The organism is Paenarthrobacter sp. NPDC089714 (assembly GCF_044748905.1).
GTDB lineage: Bacteria > Actinomycetota > Actinomycetes > Actinomycetales > Micrococcaceae > Arthrobacter.
Window position 1 is genome coordinate 36,220 of the sequence record NZ_JBIVGX010000009.1, and the last position, 16,753, is coordinate 52,972.

Annotated in this window: 18 protein-coding genes; 11 read left to right on the forward strand and 7 right to left on the reverse strand. The window is 64.6% G+C overall.

Annotated features, from left to right (window positions below):
• Positions 1–66: 66 nt before the first annotated feature.
• Positions 67–756: a fasciclin domain-containing protein gene (locus ACIPY3_RS15515; RefSeq protein WP_400335462.1), complete on the reverse strand. Its 690-nt coding sequence runs from the start codon at positions 754–756 to the stop codon at positions 67–69.
• 278 nt (positions 757–1,034) lie between these two features.
• Here ACIPY3_RS15515 and ACIPY3_RS15520 point away from each other — a divergent pair, with 278 nt between their 5' ends.
• Both ACIPY3_RS15520 and ACIPY3_RS15525 read left to right on the forward strand, forming a co-directional pair.
• Entirely contained in the window at positions 1,035–2,861 is a 1,827-nt protein-coding gene (locus ACIPY3_RS15520; protein WP_400335463.1) for a cytochrome c biogenesis protein DipZ, read from the forward strand.
• An 86-nt stretch (positions 2,862–2,947) separates the two neighbouring features.
• Entirely contained in the window at positions 2,948–3,520 is a 573-nt protein-coding gene (locus ACIPY3_RS15525; RefSeq protein ID WP_400335464.1) for a GNAT family N-acetyltransferase, read from the forward strand.
• A 72-nt stretch (positions 3,521–3,592) separates the two neighbouring features.
• On the opposite strand, the gene ACIPY3_RS15530 is transcribed toward ACIPY3_RS15525, so the two are convergent.
• Positions 3,593–4,336, reverse strand: a complete 744-nt coding sequence (locus ACIPY3_RS15530) for an IclR family transcriptional regulator (protein WP_400335738.1) — start codon at positions 4,334–4,336, stop codon at positions 3,593–3,595.
• Between the two features lie 266 nt (positions 4,337–4,602).
• Between ACIPY3_RS15530 and ACIPY3_RS15535 the strand changes: the two genes are divergently transcribed.
• From ACIPY3_RS15535 to ACIPY3_RS15545, 3 genes are read left to right on the forward strand one after another with little or no spacing between them, the layout of a single operon-like run.
• On the forward strand, positions 4,603–5,319 hold the full coding sequence (locus ACIPY3_RS15535) for a CoA transferase subunit A (RefSeq protein WP_400335466.1): 717 nt from the start codon (positions 4,603–4,605) through the stop codon (positions 5,317–5,319).
• Positions 5,320–5,336: 17 nt separating this feature from the next.
• Positions 5,337–6,047, forward strand: coding sequence for a CoA transferase subunit B (locus ACIPY3_RS15540; protein ID WP_400335468.1), 711 nt, complete (start codon positions 5,337–5,339; stop codon positions 6,045–6,047).
• On the forward strand, positions 6,044–7,258 hold the full coding sequence (locus ACIPY3_RS15545) for an acetyl-CoA acetyltransferase (protein WP_400335469.1): 1,215 nt from the start codon (positions 6,044–6,046) through the stop codon (positions 7,256–7,258). The genes ACIPY3_RS15540 and ACIPY3_RS15545 overlap by 4 nt, the downstream gene beginning before the upstream one ends.
• A 78-nt stretch (positions 7,259–7,336) precedes the next feature.
• On the opposite strand, the gene ACIPY3_RS15550 is transcribed toward ACIPY3_RS15545, so the two are convergent.
• Together ACIPY3_RS15550 and ACIPY3_RS15555 are read right to left on the reverse strand one after the other, a co-directional pair.
• Positions 7,337–8,104, reverse strand: a complete 768-nt coding sequence (locus ACIPY3_RS15550) for an ankyrin repeat domain-containing protein (protein WP_400335741.1) — start codon at positions 8,102–8,104, stop codon at positions 7,337–7,339.
• 39 nt (positions 8,105–8,143) lie between these two features.
• Positions 8,144–8,719 (reverse strand): heme-binding protein, encoded by a 576-nt coding sequence (locus ACIPY3_RS15555; protein WP_400335471.1) that lies wholly within the window; start codon positions 8,717–8,719, stop codon positions 8,144–8,146.
• Positions 8,720–8,905: 186 nt separating this feature from the next.
• On the opposite strand from ACIPY3_RS15555, the gene ACIPY3_RS15560 reads away from it, so the two are divergent.
• The 6 genes from ACIPY3_RS15560 (at position 8,906) to ACIPY3_RS15585 (ending at position 14,369) form a co-directional block, all read left to right on the forward strand.
• On the forward strand, positions 8,906–10,084 hold the full coding sequence (locus ACIPY3_RS15560; RefSeq protein ID WP_400335474.1) for a sensor histidine kinase: 1,179 nt from the start codon (positions 8,906–8,908) through the stop codon (positions 10,082–10,084).
• Positions 10,081–10,707, forward strand: coding sequence for a response regulator (locus ACIPY3_RS15565; RefSeq protein WP_400335477.1), 627 nt, complete (start codon positions 10,081–10,083; stop codon positions 10,705–10,707). Before ACIPY3_RS15560 ends, ACIPY3_RS15565 begins: the two co-directional genes overlap by 4 nt.
• Positions 10,708–10,906: 199 nt before the next feature.
• Entirely contained in the window at positions 10,907–11,749 is an 843-nt protein-coding gene (locus tag ACIPY3_RS15570) for a hypothetical protein (RefSeq protein WP_400335480.1), read from the forward strand.
• A 228-nt stretch (positions 11,750–11,977) separates the two neighbouring features.
• Positions 11,978–12,544, forward strand: a complete 567-nt coding sequence (locus ACIPY3_RS15575; protein ID WP_400335482.1) for an HdeD family acid-resistance protein — start codon at positions 11,978–11,980, stop codon at positions 12,542–12,544.
• A gap of 81 nt (positions 12,545–12,625) precedes the next feature.
• The gene (locus tag ACIPY3_RS15580; RefSeq protein ID WP_400335484.1) at positions 12,626–13,432 is read left to right on the forward strand and encodes an exodeoxyribonuclease III; all 807 of its coding nucleotides are present in this window, start codon (positions 12,626–12,628) and stop codon (positions 13,430–13,432) included.
• A gap of 37 nt (positions 13,433–13,469) precedes the next feature.
• Positions 13,470–14,369, forward strand: a complete 900-nt coding sequence (locus ACIPY3_RS15585; protein ID WP_400335486.1) for a hypothetical protein — start codon at positions 13,470–13,472, stop codon at positions 14,367–14,369.
• Positions 14,370–14,375: 6 nt separating this feature from the next.
• Here ACIPY3_RS15585 and ACIPY3_RS15590 read toward each other — a convergent pair whose 3' ends face one another.
• The 3 genes from ACIPY3_RS15590 to ACIPY3_RS15600 form a co-directional block, all read right to left on the reverse strand.
• A complete protein-coding gene (locus tag ACIPY3_RS15590) occupies positions 14,376–15,428 on the reverse strand; it encodes a LacI family DNA-binding transcriptional regulator (protein WP_400335488.1) in 1,053 nt (350 codons plus the stop codon).
• Positions 15,429–15,596: 168 nt separating this feature from the next.
• A complete protein-coding gene (locus tag ACIPY3_RS15595; RefSeq protein WP_400335490.1) occupies positions 15,597–15,872 on the reverse strand; it encodes a hypothetical protein in 276 nt (91 codons plus the stop codon).
• On the reverse strand, positions 15,869–16,753 hold the full coding sequence (locus tag ACIPY3_RS15600) for a carbohydrate ABC transporter permease (RefSeq protein ID WP_400335492.1): 885 nt from the start codon (positions 16,751–16,753) through the stop codon (positions 15,869–15,871). The genes ACIPY3_RS15595 and ACIPY3_RS15600 overlap by 4 nt, the downstream gene beginning before the upstream one ends.

Consider the following 16,753-nt stretch of genomic DNA (forward strand, 5'->3'; position numbering starts at 1 on the left):
AACAACAAAGCAGGCGCCGGGATCCCGGCGCCTGCTGCGTTGTGTTGGGACTGATGGACCAGAGGCCTACTTGGGCATCAGCACGGTGTCGATCAGGTAGACCGTGGCGTTGGCAGTGTGGACGCCGCCGCAGATCACGTTGGCACCGTTAACCGTCAGGGCATCCTTGGTGCCGGCAACGGTCACTTCGCCACCCTGGACCGTCTTGTGCGTTCCAACGATCTGGTCCGGGGTCAGCTGGCCGGGGACTACGTGGTAGGTGAGGATCTTGCTCAACGTGGCGTCGTCCGTCTTGAGCGCCTCGATCGTGGCGGGGTCGATCTTTGCGAAGGCATCGTCAACCGGAGCGAACACCGTGAATTCGCTGCCGTTCAGGGTGGAGACCAGGTCCACCTTCGGGTTCAGCTTGCCCGAGACAGCCGCGGTGAGGGTCTTGAGCAACGGGTTGTTGGAAGCGGCAACAGCTACCGGATCCTGTGCCATGCCCACAACCGAACCGGCGCCGTCCGGAACCTGTGAAGCATAGCCGGCGCAACCCGGGCCAACCAGGTCACGGGCCGGATCCATGGCGGCGCTGGAGGCCATGGCGGAGCTGGACGAAGCCGATGGCGACGGCGCCATGGACGAGGCCGACGGTGCGGCGGACGAAGACGCGGAAGAGCCGGAGCTACCTGAACCACCACAGGCCGTGAGTCCGAGAAGGGCGGCGGCAGTGAGGCCAACGAAGGCGAGGGCGGGGCGCTTTGTGGACAACATCTCATTCTCCTTGTTTGTGGAACCAGGGCGTTGGATCCAGTGGGTGTGGGACACGGCCTGCCTGCGACGCTTTTGCCTCACCTGCGGTTTGTGTCTCACCAGCTATTCGGAGGGTGTGGCCGCGCGGATGGGTGCGGATTGAAAAAGTTTTATGGAAACGGGAATAGGCCCGTTTTCCAAGCCCGCACCAAGCCATCGCCGTCCCGGCTCCGAACTCCCCGCAGATATCCGGAGCGGGCACCACCAGCCGCCGGCCCGGCGAAGTTTGGGAGAAAGAAATGCTGCAATTGGCACTCATAGGCCTGCTCGGTGGGCTCATTACGGGGATCTCGCCCTGCATCCTTCCGGTCCTCCCGGTCATCTTCTTGTCCGGCGGCGTCCAGGGTGCCCGGCCCGGATCGGCCGCGTCCGGTGGAGCCCCGAGGGACAAAACGTCCGACGGCGGCAGCACCTCAGGCGGCGAGGTCGCCGCCAGCGGAAACCTCGCTACCGCCGTCGAGCGTGAATCCGAAGCCAAAGCAAAGCGGCGGGCGGGATGGCGTCCCTACCTGGTGATCCTCGGGCTGGTGATCAGCTTCAGCACGTTCACGCTGGTTGGCTCGTTCCTGCTCACGCTGGTCAACCTGCCGCAGGACCTGCTGCGCTGGATCGGGCTGGTGGTCCTGGTGCTGATCGGGCTTGGCCTGATTTTCGACCGCTTCCAACACATCCTCGAAAAGCCCTTCTCCTGGATCCCGCAGCGCAGGGTCGGTACCGAAAATGGTGGGCTGGTGCTGGGACTGGCCCTCGGCGTCGTCTATGTCCCCTGTGCAGGACCAGTGCTGGCCGCGATCGCCGTCGCGGGTGCCACCGGACAGGTGGGGCCGGAAACCATCGTGCTCACGCTGACTTTCGCGCTGGGTGCCGCCATTCCGTTGCTCGTGTTTGCCCTGGCGGGCCGCCGCGTGGCCGAGCGGGTCAAAGCGTTCCGGAAGAACCAGCGCAAGATCCGCATTGCGGGCGGGATCATGATGATTGCGCTGGCCATCGGACTCGTGTTCAACCTCCCGCAACTGCTGCAGAAACTCGTCCCCGACTACACCTCCTCACTCCAGGAGCAGGTCCAGGACAACGACGCCGTGAAGAAGGCCCTGGACCTCGGCGGCCTGGTGAACGATCAGAATAAGGACCTGGACAAGTGCAGCAACGGCGGCACCTCGCTGGAATCGTGCGGGACAGCGCCGGATATCAAGGGCATCCAAGAATGGTTCAACACGCCCGGCAACCAGGCCGTGAACCTGAAGGACCTCAAGGGCAAGGTGGTGCTGGTGGACTTCTGGGCCTACTCCTGCATCAACTGCCAGCGTTCAGTGCCGCACCTCACCCAGTGGTACAGCAAGTACAAGGACTCCGGGCTGGAAATCATCGGCGTGCACTCCCCCGAGTACGCGTTCGAAAAGGAAACGCGGAACGTCATGTCCGGCGCGCAGAACCTCGGCATCACGTACCCCGTGGCCATCGACAACAACCTCTCCACGTGGACCAACTACCGCAACCGCTACTGGCCTGCGCACTACCTCATTGACGCCGACGGGACCGTCCGCCACATCAAGTTCGGCGAGGGCGGCTACCAGACCACGGAAAAGCTGATCCGTGAACTGCTTCAACAGGCCAAACCCTCCGTCCGACTCCCGGCACCTGTCGAAGCCTCCGACGACGGCCCGATTGCAGGTGCCACCACTCCCGAGACGTACTTGGGCGTCACCAAGAAGGTCAATTATGGGGGCACGGAACCGTACAGGGCGGGGGACGGCGTGTATTCGGCCCCTTCGGCTCAGCCTGCGGACAGCTTCGCCTTGACCGGTTCCTGGAACCTGGGGACCCAGTCCATTGCGCCCACCGCGGCGGGCTCGTCCATCTCGCTGAACTACCACGCCAAGCAGGTGTACATCGTGGTCAGCGGCGAGGGTTCGCTGGGTGTGATCCGGGACGGCAAAGCCAGCACCGTGGCCGTGTCCGGGACGCCCACCCTTTACAAGATCGTGGATGATTCCGAGATCCGTGAGGGGTCACTGGAGGTGAGGGTCCCGCAGGGAATCCAGGCGTACTCGTTCACATTTGGCTAAAGCAACGCGGGGTCACTCACGGCCCATGTTGACCCTCAGGATGGGCCACAAGTGACCCCGCGTTGGAATGGTGACAGGATGGGCCGATGGCTATCGAAGTTCGTCCCGCCACGGTGTTCGACGACGTCAAGACCATGGTGGGCCCCAAGAAACCCGACTCCAACGTGTGCTGGTGCCTCAGCTACCGCATCCCGTCCAAGCTCAACCAGAGCCTCCAGAAACAGGAACGCGGCAAGTACGTCGAGGGGCTGGTGGCCGAGGATCCGCCTCCCGGGGTATTGGCGTACGACGGCGACGAGGTAGTTGGGTGGGCGGCCGTCCACCCGCGCGCGGACACGAGTTTCGCAACGAACCGGAAGATCCCCCACGTGGATGATTCGGAGGTCTGGTCCGTGTGGTGCATCCGCGTGAAACCAGGGCACCGCGGCAAAGGGATCTCGCACCACCTCCTGCAGGGGGCCATCGACTTCGCGAAGGCGCACGGCGCACCGGTCCTCGAGGGCTACCCCGTGGACAACAAGGGCGGCAAAGTGGATCTCACCATGGCCTACGTGGGCACGCGGAGGCTCTTCGAGAAGGCCGGGTTCAAGAAAGTCGCCGAGACCACGTCCGTCCTCAACGGCTTCCCGAGGGTCCTGATGCGCCTGGACCTCACCTGACGCCCCCCCAACTGGATCGCATTTGTGCGCGTTTTGAGCCGTCAAAACGCGCACAAATGCGACTCAGTTGGGTCAGGATCCCTGCAAACGTGCGGTCATCCGGTGTGCTTCGGCCATGAGCAACTTGCCCAGGAACTCCTGCCGTTCCCCACGGAAACGCGGCTCGATCCCCGTCAAGGACAACGCCCACGCCGGTTGCCCCTGCCGGTCGAAGACAGCGGCGCCCATCCCCCAACTTCCTTCAAGGACCAGCCCGGGATTCACTGAATAACCGGCCAACCGGGTCCGTTCGAGGTTGTCCCGGACCACGTCCGCGGGATGCCCGACGGCGAATTCCCCGGCGTGCGCGGCCCAGTCCGCCAACAGACTTTCCTGCTCGCCGGGATCCATGAAAGCCATGATCGCAGTTCCGGCCGAAGCCACACCCAACGGGAAACGAACGCCCTCATGCAGCACAAAGGACCGGACCGGGAACGACCCTTCTTCACGCAAAACGCAGACTGTTTCATTGCCGCGGCGGATGGAAAAGAACGCGCTCTCCCCGGTTTCGGCGGCCAAGCGGCGCAGGGAAGGCCGGGCTAGGTCCTCCATGGGGAAACGGGCCGCGGCAACGGAACCCAGCAGGAAGACCTCCGGCCCCAGAACCCACTTTCCCGTGGCTTCCTCGTGTTCCACCAAGCCCTCCGCCGCCAAGGACGTGAGCAGTCGATAGGCCGTGGGCCGCGTCAGTCCGGACTCCCGCACAACCCCAGCGAGGGACATCCCGGCGGGCTTGCGCCCCACCAAACGAAGCAGCGCCGCGACACGGCCCACCACTTGGGCGCCCTGGACCGGGTTCGACGACGGCACCGCCTTTGGGGGCGCCGCCGCTCCCGAGGACGCCACCGCTTTGGCGCGCCCTGTTTTCTGGTCAGCCATAGTTACTCCCAAAGATTCATCCACAATATGGACACCTGTCACTCTATCGTCCACAGCATGAGTCGGGAAGCCCGGCTGGCCTTGCCCAACGGAGTGACCACTCCTAGGCTCAGTACCCAAGAACCCCAAGTCCACAAAGTGGATACTCAATGAGGAGCCGCCCCATGTCGAAGCTGCATCCCAACGCGGGCCAAGCGCTACAGGACCTTCTGGCAGACGGCCAGACGATCGCGGTCGGGGGCTTTGGCCTCAGCGGCATCCCGGCCGACCTGATCGACGCCGTCCGCGAGTCGGGCGCCAAGGACCTCATCATCGTGTCCAACAACATGGGCATCGATGGCAAGGGCCTGGGCGTCCTGATCGAGGCCGGGCAGGTCCGGAAGGTCATTGCTTCCTACGTCGGCGAGAACAAGCTGTTCGCCGAGCAGTATCTTGCGGGCAAGCTCGAGGTCGAGTTCACCCCGCAGGGCACCCTGGCCGAGCGGCTCCGTGCCGGAGGCGCGGGCATTCCCGCGTTCTACACGCGGACGGGGGTGGGGACCTTGGTGGCCGAGGGCAAGCCGCATGAAGAGTTCGACGGCGTCACGTACGTCCGCGAGCGCGCCATCACCGCGGATATCGCCTTGGTCCACGCGCACACGGCGGACACGGACGGCAACCTCGTGTACCGCTACACCGCACGGAACTTCAACCCCGTCGTCGCCACTGCCGGCAAGGTGACCATCGCGGAGGCGGAGGTGATCGTGCCACTCGGCGAGCTGGATCCGAACCATATTGTCACCCCGGGCGTCTACGTCCAGCGTCTGGTGCAGGCAAGCAACCGGGTCAAGGACATCGAACAACGCACGGTCCGGCAGCGCCCCGAACCCGTCCCGGCCTAAGCAAAGGAGCACACACCATGGCATGGACACGTGACCAGATGGCCGCCATCGCGGCCGAAGAACTCAACGACGGCGACTACGTCAACCTGGGCATCGGCATCCCCACGCTGGTTGCCAACAACCTGCCCGACGGCGTGCGGGTGGTCCTGCAGAGCGAGAACGGCCTCCTCGGCATGGGCCCGTTCCCGTACGAAGGCGAGGAAGACGCCGACCTCATCAACGCAGGCAAGCAGACCGTCACCATCAATCCCGGCGGCAGCATCTTCGACTCCGCCACCTCGTTCGGAATGATCCGCGGCGGCCACGTGAAGGTCGCCATCCTCGGTGCCATGCAGGTATCCGGCAGCGGCGACCTCGCCAACTGGACCATCCCCGGCAAAATGGTCAAGGGCATGGGCGGTGCCATGGATTTGGTTGCCGGCACTCCGCGCGTGGTGGTCCTGACCGAGCACAACGCCAAGGACGGTTCCGCCAAGATCGTCACCGAGTGCACGCTCCCCCTCACCGGGCTCAAGTGCGTGGACCGGATCATCACGGACCTGGCCGTGTTCGACATCGCGCCCGACCCGGAAACCGGTGAAGCGCACGACGGCGGCACTCGCCTGCTGCTGACCCGGCTCGCCCCGAGCGTCACGGTCGAAGAGCTGCGCGACAAGACCGACGCGGAGTTCACGGTCGCGCTGACGCACACATCTGTCGAAGAGACCCTCGAAGGAGCCAACGCATGAGCCTCAAGGACCAGTTCGGCAAAGACATTCTGCTCACGGGCTGGGGTCACAGCAAGTTCGGCAAGCTCGCCGACGAAACTTTGGAAACCTTGATTGTCCAGGTTGCCGGTGAAGCGATCCGGAACTCCGGCCTCGAGCCGAAGGACATTGACGAAATCTACCTGGGCCAGTTCAACTCCGGCATGCAGCCCCTGGGCTTCACGTCTTCGCTGGCATTGCAGCTCTCGGCTGACCTCGGCAACATTCCGGCCACGCGTACGGAGAACGCCTGCGCCTCCGGTTCGGCAGCCTTCCAGCAGGGCGTCAAGGCCGTCCTTGCCGGAACGGCGCGGAATGTCCTGGTGATCGGTGCCGAGAAAATGACCGACGCCGGTGCGGACGTTGTGGGGGCAGCCCTCCTTGGAGCTTCCTACGAGATGGCCGGGAAACCCTCGACCACAGGCTTCACGGGTCTCTTCGCAGAGGTAGCCAAGCACTACGACAAGCGCTACGGCGGCAGCATCGCAGGCCCTGGTTTCGAAGCCGGCCTGGGTGACGTCCTCGGCTCCATTGCCGCCAAGAACCACCGCAACGGCATGGACAACCCCTATGCCCAGATGCACCGTGACTTCGGCGAAGAGTTCTGCCGGACCATTTCGGACAAGAACCCCATGGTCGCCGAGCCCTTGCGACGCACTGACTGTTCGCCGGTCTCGGACGGTGCTGCCGCCGTCGTACTTTCCACCCAGGAAACCAACGGCGCAACCGCAGCTGTGCGCCTGGCCGGATTTGGTCACGCGAACGACTTCTTCCCCGCGGAGAAGCGCGACCCCACCGAGTTCGCCGCCACGCGCGCCTCATGGGAGCGGGCGTTCGGGATGGCGGGAGTTGGCGTCAACGATCTGGACTTCGCCGAGGTGCACGACTGCTTCACCATCGCCGAACTCATCATGTACGAGGCCATGGGCCTGACCCCGCGCGGTGAGGGCTCCCGGGCTATTAAGGAAGGCTGGGTCTACAAGGACGGGAAGCTGCCAGTCAACGTCTCCGGCGGGTTGAAGGCCAAGGGCCACCCCGTCGGCGCCACGGGCGTTTCGCAGCACGTGATCGCTGCCATGCAACTGACCGGCACCGCCGGCGACATGCAACTCCCCAACGCCCGCCGCGGCGCGGTCCAGAACATGGGCGGCGTGGGGATCGCGAACTACGTGAGCATCCTCGAATCCCTCTAGCACCCAACTGGGGGACAGCAAACGTTCCACTGAGCACTCAGTGGAGCAAGTGCTGTCCCCTACTTGGGTCCGGCGGGGTCAGCGGTTCCGGATCAGCGCCGCGATCTCAGCAAAGCCGAGCCGCTCCGCGTTCTGCAGGGCAGTCCGGCCTTGGGGATCGCGGATATCCGGGTTGGCCCCTGCCGCAAGGAGTTGCCGGACCACGTCCTGCTGCTTGGGCCCGCCATTGTTGAGCAGGATCGCTTCCTGCATGGCAGTCCAGCCCAGGTTGTTGACGTGGTCCACCGGCACTCCGGCCGCGATCAGGATCCGCACAGTTTCCGTGTGTCCGTGCTCGCTCGCGGGGATCAGGGCAGTACCGCCGTACCGGTTGATGCTGCGGGCATCGGCCCCGGCTTGCAACGTCAGCTGCAGGACCTCGTTGAACCCCTCGGCTCCGGCGTACAGGAACGCGGAGTCCTGGATCTCATCCTTGGCGTTAACGTTTCCCCCGGCCGCGATCAGTTCTTTGACCCGCAAAGGATCGTTGGCTTTTGCGGCCAGGATCAGGAGTCGATCGGTTTCCATCTGTTCCTCCGGTGACAGTTTGGGCGGCACAGACGACGCCGCGGGTCCACGACCCGCGGTCGACGCAGCTGAGCTGGGGGCTGCTTGAGTGCTGGCCGGGCTGGAAGGCAAGGGAACCGCCGTCGTGCTTGACGGACCGGCCGTCGGTGAACCAGCAGGGCCCGCAGGAGACCCCGGGGCGCAGCCGGCCACAAGTCCGGCGATCAGCAGCAGCCCCGACCCCACCACCGGAGCTTTTGTAAACGAAACACTCCCAGGGCGCGACCAGGAGCGCAGCATCCGTTCAAAAGCTCCGGAGGGGGACTTCATCTCCAAAGGCTACTTCGCCGCTGCGGCAAGCGCCTCGGCACCCGCGGTTGCGCAGGCTTCGTCGAGGGCACCATCGGGAGCACCGCCGACGCCGATGCCTGCCACGGAGACGCCGTTGACCTTGACGGGCACGCCGCCTGCCAGGAAGAGGGTGCCGGGGAGGTCGGCGATGGACGGGCCGTTGCCGTTGATGCGCTTGGCCAGTTCACTGGTGGGTGCGCCGAAGGCGGCCGCAGTGTAGGCCTTCTGCTTGGCGGCCTCGATGGTGTGTTCGGCGGCGTTGTCACCGCGGAGGAGTGCCTGGACGGTGCCGAAGCGGTCCACCAAGGCAACGGTCACGAACGGAAGCTTGTCCGCCTGGCACTTGGCGAGCGCAGCATTGACGGCCTTGCTGGAGGCACCAACGGTAATGCGGTTCTGGGCAACCACGTTCTCTGCGGCGGGTGTGACCTCTGCGGGAGCCTTGGCGGCAGCGACGACCGGCGCGGCTTCGGGGGCAACAGCGTTGGCCACAGCCGTGATCCCACCAGTGAGCAGCAGTGCTCCGGCAGCGGCGGCGGCAATCATCTTGTTGGACTTCTTCATGGGTTCTCCTTGGCACGTTCTTGGGTACATCTCCATGCTTCCGGTCGACACCCCGCGCCCACATCGGCCAGCCGCCGGTCCCGGGCTCATCCTTTCCGTCGGCGGTATCAGCCAAAAGGTGGAGAGACCTGCAACCGTGCGGGACCTAGCATGGAAAGAGCGCCCTCAACCGAACGGGAACCACCCATGACACCTGCCCCCAAGACGCCGTCGCATGGCCACCTGGATGGCCGCATCGACGTGGTGGTCCACCTCGGCTTTGCGGTGCTCATGGTCGCCTCGGGCGTCAGGTACGTCATGCGCCACGCACCCGCGGACAACCTCTGGGCCGTCGCGCTGGCCGCGGCCGTGTGCGCCCTCTACGCTGCAACAGCCGTCCTGGCCCGGCGGAACCGCGGCCCGTGGCTTCCGTGGATGGTCGCCCTGCTCGCAGCCTGGGCAGCGCTGGTCATCGTGGCGCCCAGCTTCGCGTGGTGCTCGTTCGCCATCTTCTTCCTCTGCCGCAGCGTTTTCCGCGGCTGGCCCGCGTATGTTGCCGGCGGCGCAACGGCTGCCGCCACCGCCGTCGGGCTGTTCCGCCTGAGCGACTGGACCGATGTCGCCATGGTGCTGGGTCCGCTGGCCGCGGGCGTTCTGCTGACCTTGATCTACGACAAGATCGAGCGCGACGCCGCTGTGCAACGGAAGTTGCTGGCGGACGTTTCCACGGCCCAGGACCAACTCGCCGCGAGTGAGCGCGCTGCCGGAATTGCGGCCGAGCGCGAGCGCGTTTCCCGCGAGATCCACGACACCGTGACGCAGGGCCTGGCCAGCAGCCTGCTCCTGCTGGAGGCCACCCAGCGCTCCTGGCCGGAACCGTCAGCCCAGGATGACCTGCTCAAGGCCACCGGACTCCTCCGCCGGAACCTGGCAGATACCCGCAGCCTGGTCCACGAACTTTCGGCTCCGGGCCTCGAATCCGGTCCGCTGGAAGAGGCCCTGGAGCACGCGGCCAGGCAGTACGTGCCCGCCATCAGCGTTCACGTCACCGGTGACCCCCGGGACGTCCCGCCGGAACTTCGGCACACCCTGCTCCGCGTCACCCAGAGCGCCGCGGCCAACATCGGATTGCATGCCGAGGCCCGGCACGCGAGCTTGACGCTGGGCTACCTCCCCGGGGCGGTCACTTTGGACATGTACGACGACGGCCGCGGCTTTGATCCCGGAGCGGTGCCTGCCCCGTCGGAAGCCGGAGGGTACGGGCTGCGGGCCATGCGGCAGCGGGTGGAACAGTTGGGCGGACAATTGTCCGTGGAAAGCACACCCGGCGAAGGCACCATCATCGCGGCCCAGTTGCCCCTACGCTCTCCGGAGGAGACCCCGTGACCACCATCTCCGTGCTCCTTGTGGATGACCACACCGTGGTCCGGAGCGGACTGAAGGCGCTGCTTGGCACCCAGGCGGACATCGCCGTCGTCGCCGAAGCCGCCTCCGGCGAGGAAGCATTGCAGGCCGCCGAAGCGCATTCCCCGGCCGTGATCCTGATGGACCTGGCCATGGGGCCCGGCATGGACGGGATCGAGGCCATCAAGCAGGTGCGGCAGCGCAATCCGCGGCAGGCGATCATTGTGTTCACCACCTATGACTCCGACGCGGACATTGTCCGGGCCGTGGATGCGGGCGCCATGGGCTACCTGCTCAAGGACGCGGCACCGGAGGAGATCTTCGCCGCCGTCCGCGGGGCCGTGCAGGGCAAGAGCGTCATGAGTGCACCCGTGGCCTCCAGGCTGTTCCAGCAACTCCGCAATCCGGACGAGGTCCTTACGCCGCGCGAAGCGGAATTGCTCAGCCTCCTCACCCAGGGCCTCAGCAACCGCGACCTGGGCAAACGGCTGTTCATCTCCGAAGCGACCGTCAAAACGCATCTTGCCCACATCTACGCCAAGCTCGGCGTGGAAACCCGCGCCGCCGCCATCGCCACAGCGATCCGGCGGGAAGGAATGCGCTGAGAAAAGAGATTCTCCGTTGCAGCGGCCGCTGTCGTGGGGCTCTCTGTAACTCGAACGCTCCGATGAGCCCGCTTCGATAGCATGTCCGCGCCAACTGCCCCGAAATGTGCTGATAGGCCGAAAGAATGTCAGTGCGCCCTGCAAACGTATGTTCAGGCCCGCCCCAGGCCCATCGACACCATATTCGAGGAGTGCGGCAATGAACACCGAGAACGCAGCAGAGAAGAGCAAATCGATTCGAGAGGAAGTCAAGGAACTCTTCGGCCTCAGCTGGGACAGGTTCGTTGAATGGGTCGTCATCGCTTGGCTTTCCCTGTGGTCGTGGGGCGGCCTCGCGGAGAGCAACGGATACATGCCTAAGCAACTGCCCCTTGAGTGGACTCGGACCGGGCTTGAATCGCTCTCCGTCGCCGTCCCCACGTGGTTCTCTGACATTCCCGTATGGCTTTCCTCTCCAAGTCGCAGCTGGCTGGCAATAGGATTCATCCTTCTGGCTGTCGCAAGCCAGACATGCTCTCTCCGCCGTTTCCAGAACACTGGTCTCAGGGTGGTCGCCCTGCTGGCATTGGTAGCGGCCATCGAGGCACAGCAACAGTACTGGCCACTTTTTCATTTCATCTGGATCGCGGCCATTCCGGCCGCGATCGCCGTTGCCCGTGGGTTCATGCCAGACCAGCGAAAAGTTGACCCGCTCACGGAGAGCTTCTATTACCACGGCGGAGTAGTCAGCAAGTTTGTGGGCTCTGTGCTTTCGCTGCTAGTCCTGCCGGTGCTGGCGCCCTTCGTTCTCATTGGGTCACTCGTTAGCAGTTACAAAGTAGAGGTAACTCGGGAGCCCGCTGTCGAGGCGCTCCAGCAAGTCACCTGGGAACTACATAACAAAGGCACCGCTTTGAAAGACTTGGATGCCCTCACGTTCCTCTCTGCACTTCTCCCAGTCCTGGCACTCAACAAAGGCTGGGCGGGCCGTAGAATCGCGTGGCACCTGCAGTGGGCACTTGGGGGGCCGAGGGGCGCACGCCCCGTCCGCAGCCAACGCTAAACTTAGCGGCGGTCGCGATCCGGCAGCCGCATCCTCGTAGAGGGCACGGATCGCTCGTGACGAATAGGCCTTGTCCCCGGTGAACCCGGGCCGGGGCAGGTCCGCGACCGTCCAAGACCGGCACAGAGCGACATTTGGACGAACCCTGCGAAGCAGGAACGTGAACAGCACGGATCTGTATCACCGAGTTCCCTGTTGTAGCGGATCCGTTTCCCATAAACTGGCGCTATGTCCGACGCCTCAGGACGCAAGATGTTCAAGCACTCCGGAACGGCACTCCTGTTCCGCGGGATCCTGGCTGTGCTGTTCGGCTTCGCCATCGCAGCCCTTCCCGTGTCCACCGTTTTCGCCTTGGTGTTCGTGTTCGGCGTCTTCGCGATCGTCGACGGCCTCACCAATGTTGCCCACTATTTCTACGATCCCTCCCGCCATTCCCGGTGGTCCCTGATCGGCGGCTTCATTTCCATCGCCGCGGGCCTTGTGGCCGTCGCCTGGCCCGGTATGACGGCGGCTGCCCTTGCAGTGTTGATCGGATTGTGGGCGCTGATCCTGGGCGTCTCCGAAATCATCCTGGCCTTCGCGGCCCGAAGCACCATGAGCGGCTGGCCTGTCTGGCTGCTCACCGGTGTGGTGACGGCCGTCTTCGGGCTGCTGGTGATCGTCAACCCGGGCCTCGGGTTCCTTGCCATGGCGGGCTTCCTGGCCGCGTTTGCCGTGATCGCCGGGCTGCTCCTGATCGTGTGCGGCATCAGGCTCCGCCGGGGCGCACGAAGCCCCTTGGTCTACGCCAACTGACGCGGGTCGCAGAGCGTCCAGACCGGTAGCAATCCTTTCGAAGGGGATGCGCGAGGCCCCAAGTTCGGTAAGTTAGTGGCTGTGAAGATAGCTACCTGGAACGTGAACTCCCTCCGTGCCCGCGCCGACCGCGTGGAAGCCTGGCTTGAGCGCAGCGACTGCGATGTCCTGGCCATCCAGGAGACCAAATGCAAGGACGACAACTTCCCGTGGGAGCTCTTCGAGCGCATGGGCTACGAGGTGGCCCATTTCGGCGTCAACCAGTGGAACGGCGTAGCCATCGCCTCCCGGGTGGGCTTGGAAGACGTGGAGCGGACCTTCATCGACCAGCCGGCCTTCGGCAAAGCGGGCAAGAACCCTGCCCAGGAAGCCCGCGCCATCGCGGCAACGTGCGGCGGGATCCGTGTGTGGAGCCTCTACGTGCCCAACGGCCGTTCGCTCGATGACGAGCACATGCCGTACAAGATCAAGTGGCTGGAAGTACTCCAGGGCCAGGCTGCCGAATGGGTCCAGGCAGATCCCAACGCCCAGATCGCCCTCATGGGCGACTGGAACATCGCACCGTTCGACGACGATGTGTGGGATATCCAACTCTTCCGCGACAACAACTTCACCCACGTCAGCGAACCTGAGCGCGCTGCGTTCCACGCGTTCGAAACCGCTGGCTTTACCGACGTCGTCCGCCCCTACACCCCGGGTCCCGGCGTCTACACCTACTGGGACTACACGCAGCTGCGCTTCCCCAAGAAGGAAGGCATGCGCATCGACTTCTGCCTCGCTTCGGCGCCGCTGGCCGCCCGGGTTACGGGCGCGTCGATCGACCGCGAGGAGCGCAAGGGCAAGGGCGCCTCTGACCACGCTCCCGTGATTGTGGAACTCGCGGACTAACCACCCAACGACTCGGAGTGAAAGGGGCCGGCTGGACATGAGTGGAAACCTGTACAGGGGCCAGGCCGGCCTGCCCTTTTCGTCTTCGCTGCGCATCTACGAGCCGCTCGAGGCGTTTCCGGCCGAACAGCAGCGCCAGCTCGTGGCGGACGGGGGCAGGATCGGTTCCCGGGCCGCCGTCGAAAATGCGGAACTGCAGGCCTCGCTCGGACGCATCACGCGCACCGGCGGTGACCCTTTTCCGACCGGACGAACCGACCTTGTGCGCATGACCCGCGTGCCCAACGGGCGGCACGCCGCACCGGATGACTCCGGTGAAGAGACGCCAGCGGACGACGCCGGTCGCCTGCTTTACTGCCCCAGCCAACTGGTGATCCGGGCCGGCTTGGCGGCAAACGCCCTCATGGACGGGGTGCACAGCCCGCTCGCGGACCTGCTGATTCCGGTGTCGCAGCGCGACAGGCACCAGGTCCGGATTGACCGCATCAACGCCGGGGACGACGCCAAGCGCGTCCACACCCGTGCTTCGACGTGGGGCATCCCCTTCAGCTGGTTCTCGCTCTTCGCTGAGTCGGACCGCAAGGACGTTGTGGAGTCTGACGGACACATTGTCACCGTCCGGGTGTGGACCCCGCTCACCGAAGCACTGGACCGGGCACGCTTCGCCGTGGCCCACTTGGCCCTTGCCGCACCGGACCTGGACATGCTGGACGATCTCACCCAGCTCACCGAATGGCTGGAACTGTTCCACGTCCAGTCCATGGTGGAGCTGGACTACGGGGCCGTGGCGGACAAGGTGTATCCGGACGAATCCCCCATGGATGTGCGCCTGGGCATCGAGTGCCTGGCCGAAGGCGACATGACGGGGGCGGCTGCGGCATACAGGCGCCTGGCCTCGCGCTGGATCCCCATCCGGCAACTGGCCCGGGCTTCCTAGCTTTCCCTACCGGCAGGGCGGGGCAGTTGTCTCGCGGACGATCAACTCGTGCGGAGCCGTCTGCGAGCGGACGGCCCCGGCATGGCCGTCGAGTTCGTCAAGCAGCATCCTGGTGCCCAACTCGGCTTGGTTGTCGGGCCGCTGGCCTACCGTGGTCAGGCCCAGGGATGCCGAGAAATCGTGGTCGTCGATGCCGATCACGGACAAGTCCTCGGGTACCCGCACCCCGTGGCGAGCCGCCTCGAAAATGACGCCCATGGCCATTTCATCCGACGAACAGAAAATCGCCGTCGGCTTCCGGCCGGGCTGGCTCCACAAGCGGTTGAAGGCCTGCTGTCCGCTGGCCACGGTGAAGTCCCCCCACTCGTCCCATTCGGGACGGACGTCCAGTCCGGCGTCGGACATCACTTCCTGGAAGGCGCGGATACGGACCCGGGGAACATCGAAGTTCAAGTCCGTTTCGTCGTCGCCGTGCAGCAGCGCGATGTCCTTATGCCCCAGGTCCAGCAGGTGCCGTACGGCGGTGGAAGCCGCATCGTAGTCGTTAATCCCTATGTAGGCGCAGTCCTCGACGTGACCACCAACCACTACCAGCGGAATGTCGATCTTGTGGAGGTGTTCCAGTTCTTCCTCGCTCAGCGCCATGCAGAGGACCAGGAGGGCGTCGATCTGCTTGTAGACCATGGTGGAACTGAACAGCCGCTCACGGTTGCTCCCGTGGCCGCCGAGGTTGAACAGGGAAAGGTTGTACTTGCGGGAGTGCAATTCCCGGTCTGCCCCCTCGATGGCCTTGGAGAAGAACCAGCGGCTCACGAAGGGAGCCAACACGCCTATGGTTCGAGTCCGCCCGGTAGCCAGGCCTGAAGCGGAAGAACTGGCAACGTAGCCCAGCGAGGCCGCTACCTCAAGGATCTTTTCGCGGGTTGCGGGTGAGACCCGTGGCAGTCCGCGCACAGCCCTGGAAACTGTCGCTGTGGATACCCCGGCGGCGGCTGCGACGTCTTCGATGCTGACGCCCGTATGGCCACCGCGCTGGGACCGTTCGTTCGTTTTAGCCACTAAAGCCCCCTCATTAGGTGCATGCCGAAGGCCGAGGGCTCCTCCCAGACGGCGTCGTTAAGCCTATCCGCCTGTGTGCCCTTCACCGATTTTGCACGGCTTGATGTCGACCCACTGTTAAGTTGAGGTGCTGTTCGATTGTGGCGCCGCGTCAGGTGGGGCGCCGGGTCAATTGAGTCGCCGGGACGTCCTTTCCGGGAGTTTGCGGCGGAGCCGGATCATGCCCCACAACGCAAGGACAGTGGCCAGGAGGCCCAGGGCCCAGCCCAAGGCGGGCTGGGCCGTAAGTTCCATGTACACCGTGACGGCCAACAGGACCAACGCCCAGAAACCCAGGAGCCCGATGATGATGTCGAAATCCTCGCCGGAGCGCACGCGCTTGGTATGCGGATCGACTTTCCGGGCCGCCGCAGCTTGCTGGCGCCGGCTTGCAGGGCTGCTCACTTCACTGCACCTGCCGTGAGGCCGGCGACGATCTTACGCTGGAAGACCAGCACCAGGATCACCAGCGGCACCGTGACCACAGTGCCCGCTGCCATGATGGCGGTGTAAGGCTCCTGCTGCGGCTGCGAGCCGGCGAAGTAGGCGATGGCCACTGTGACCGTCCTGGTGTCATCGTTGGACAACTGGCTCGCGATCAGGAACTCGTTCCATGCGGAGATGAACGCCAGGATGGCCGTGGTGAAGGTGGCCGGAGCCGCGAGCGGCAGGATCACCTTGCGGAAGGCCTGGCCTTGCGTGCAGCCGTCGATGCGGGCAGCTTCTTCAAGCTCCCACGGCATCTCCCGGAAGAACGAGGTCAACGTGTACACCGTCAACGGGAGCACGAACGAGATGTTTGGGATGATCAGCGCCTGGTAGGTACCCATCCAGCCGATGTTGGTGAACAGCTGGAAGAGCGGGGTCACCAAGGCGACGCCCGGGAACATCGAGGCCCCCAGGATGAAGCCGAGCACCAGGAACTTGAACCGGAAGTTCAACCGGGCCAAGGCATAGGCGGCAAACACGCCTACGATCAAGGCGATGATCGTGGTGACGGCACCCACGAACAGGCTGTTCAGCAGGTTCTTGCCGAAGTGGTTGCCCAGGCTCTCGTCGAAGACGGTTGCAAAGTTGTCCCAGGTGAAGTGCGTGAAGAACGGCGTGGTGTCGAAGGTAAATCCAACATCACGGAAGGCCGTGACGATCATCCAGTAGAACGGCGCGAGGCACCAGATCAGGATGACGATTGCGCTGACGTAGGTACGGAACGAACCCCAGTTGAATGGACGCTTCGGCCGTTCAGAGGGAGCTGTGGAAGACCTTGTTGCTGTGGCTGTTGCCAT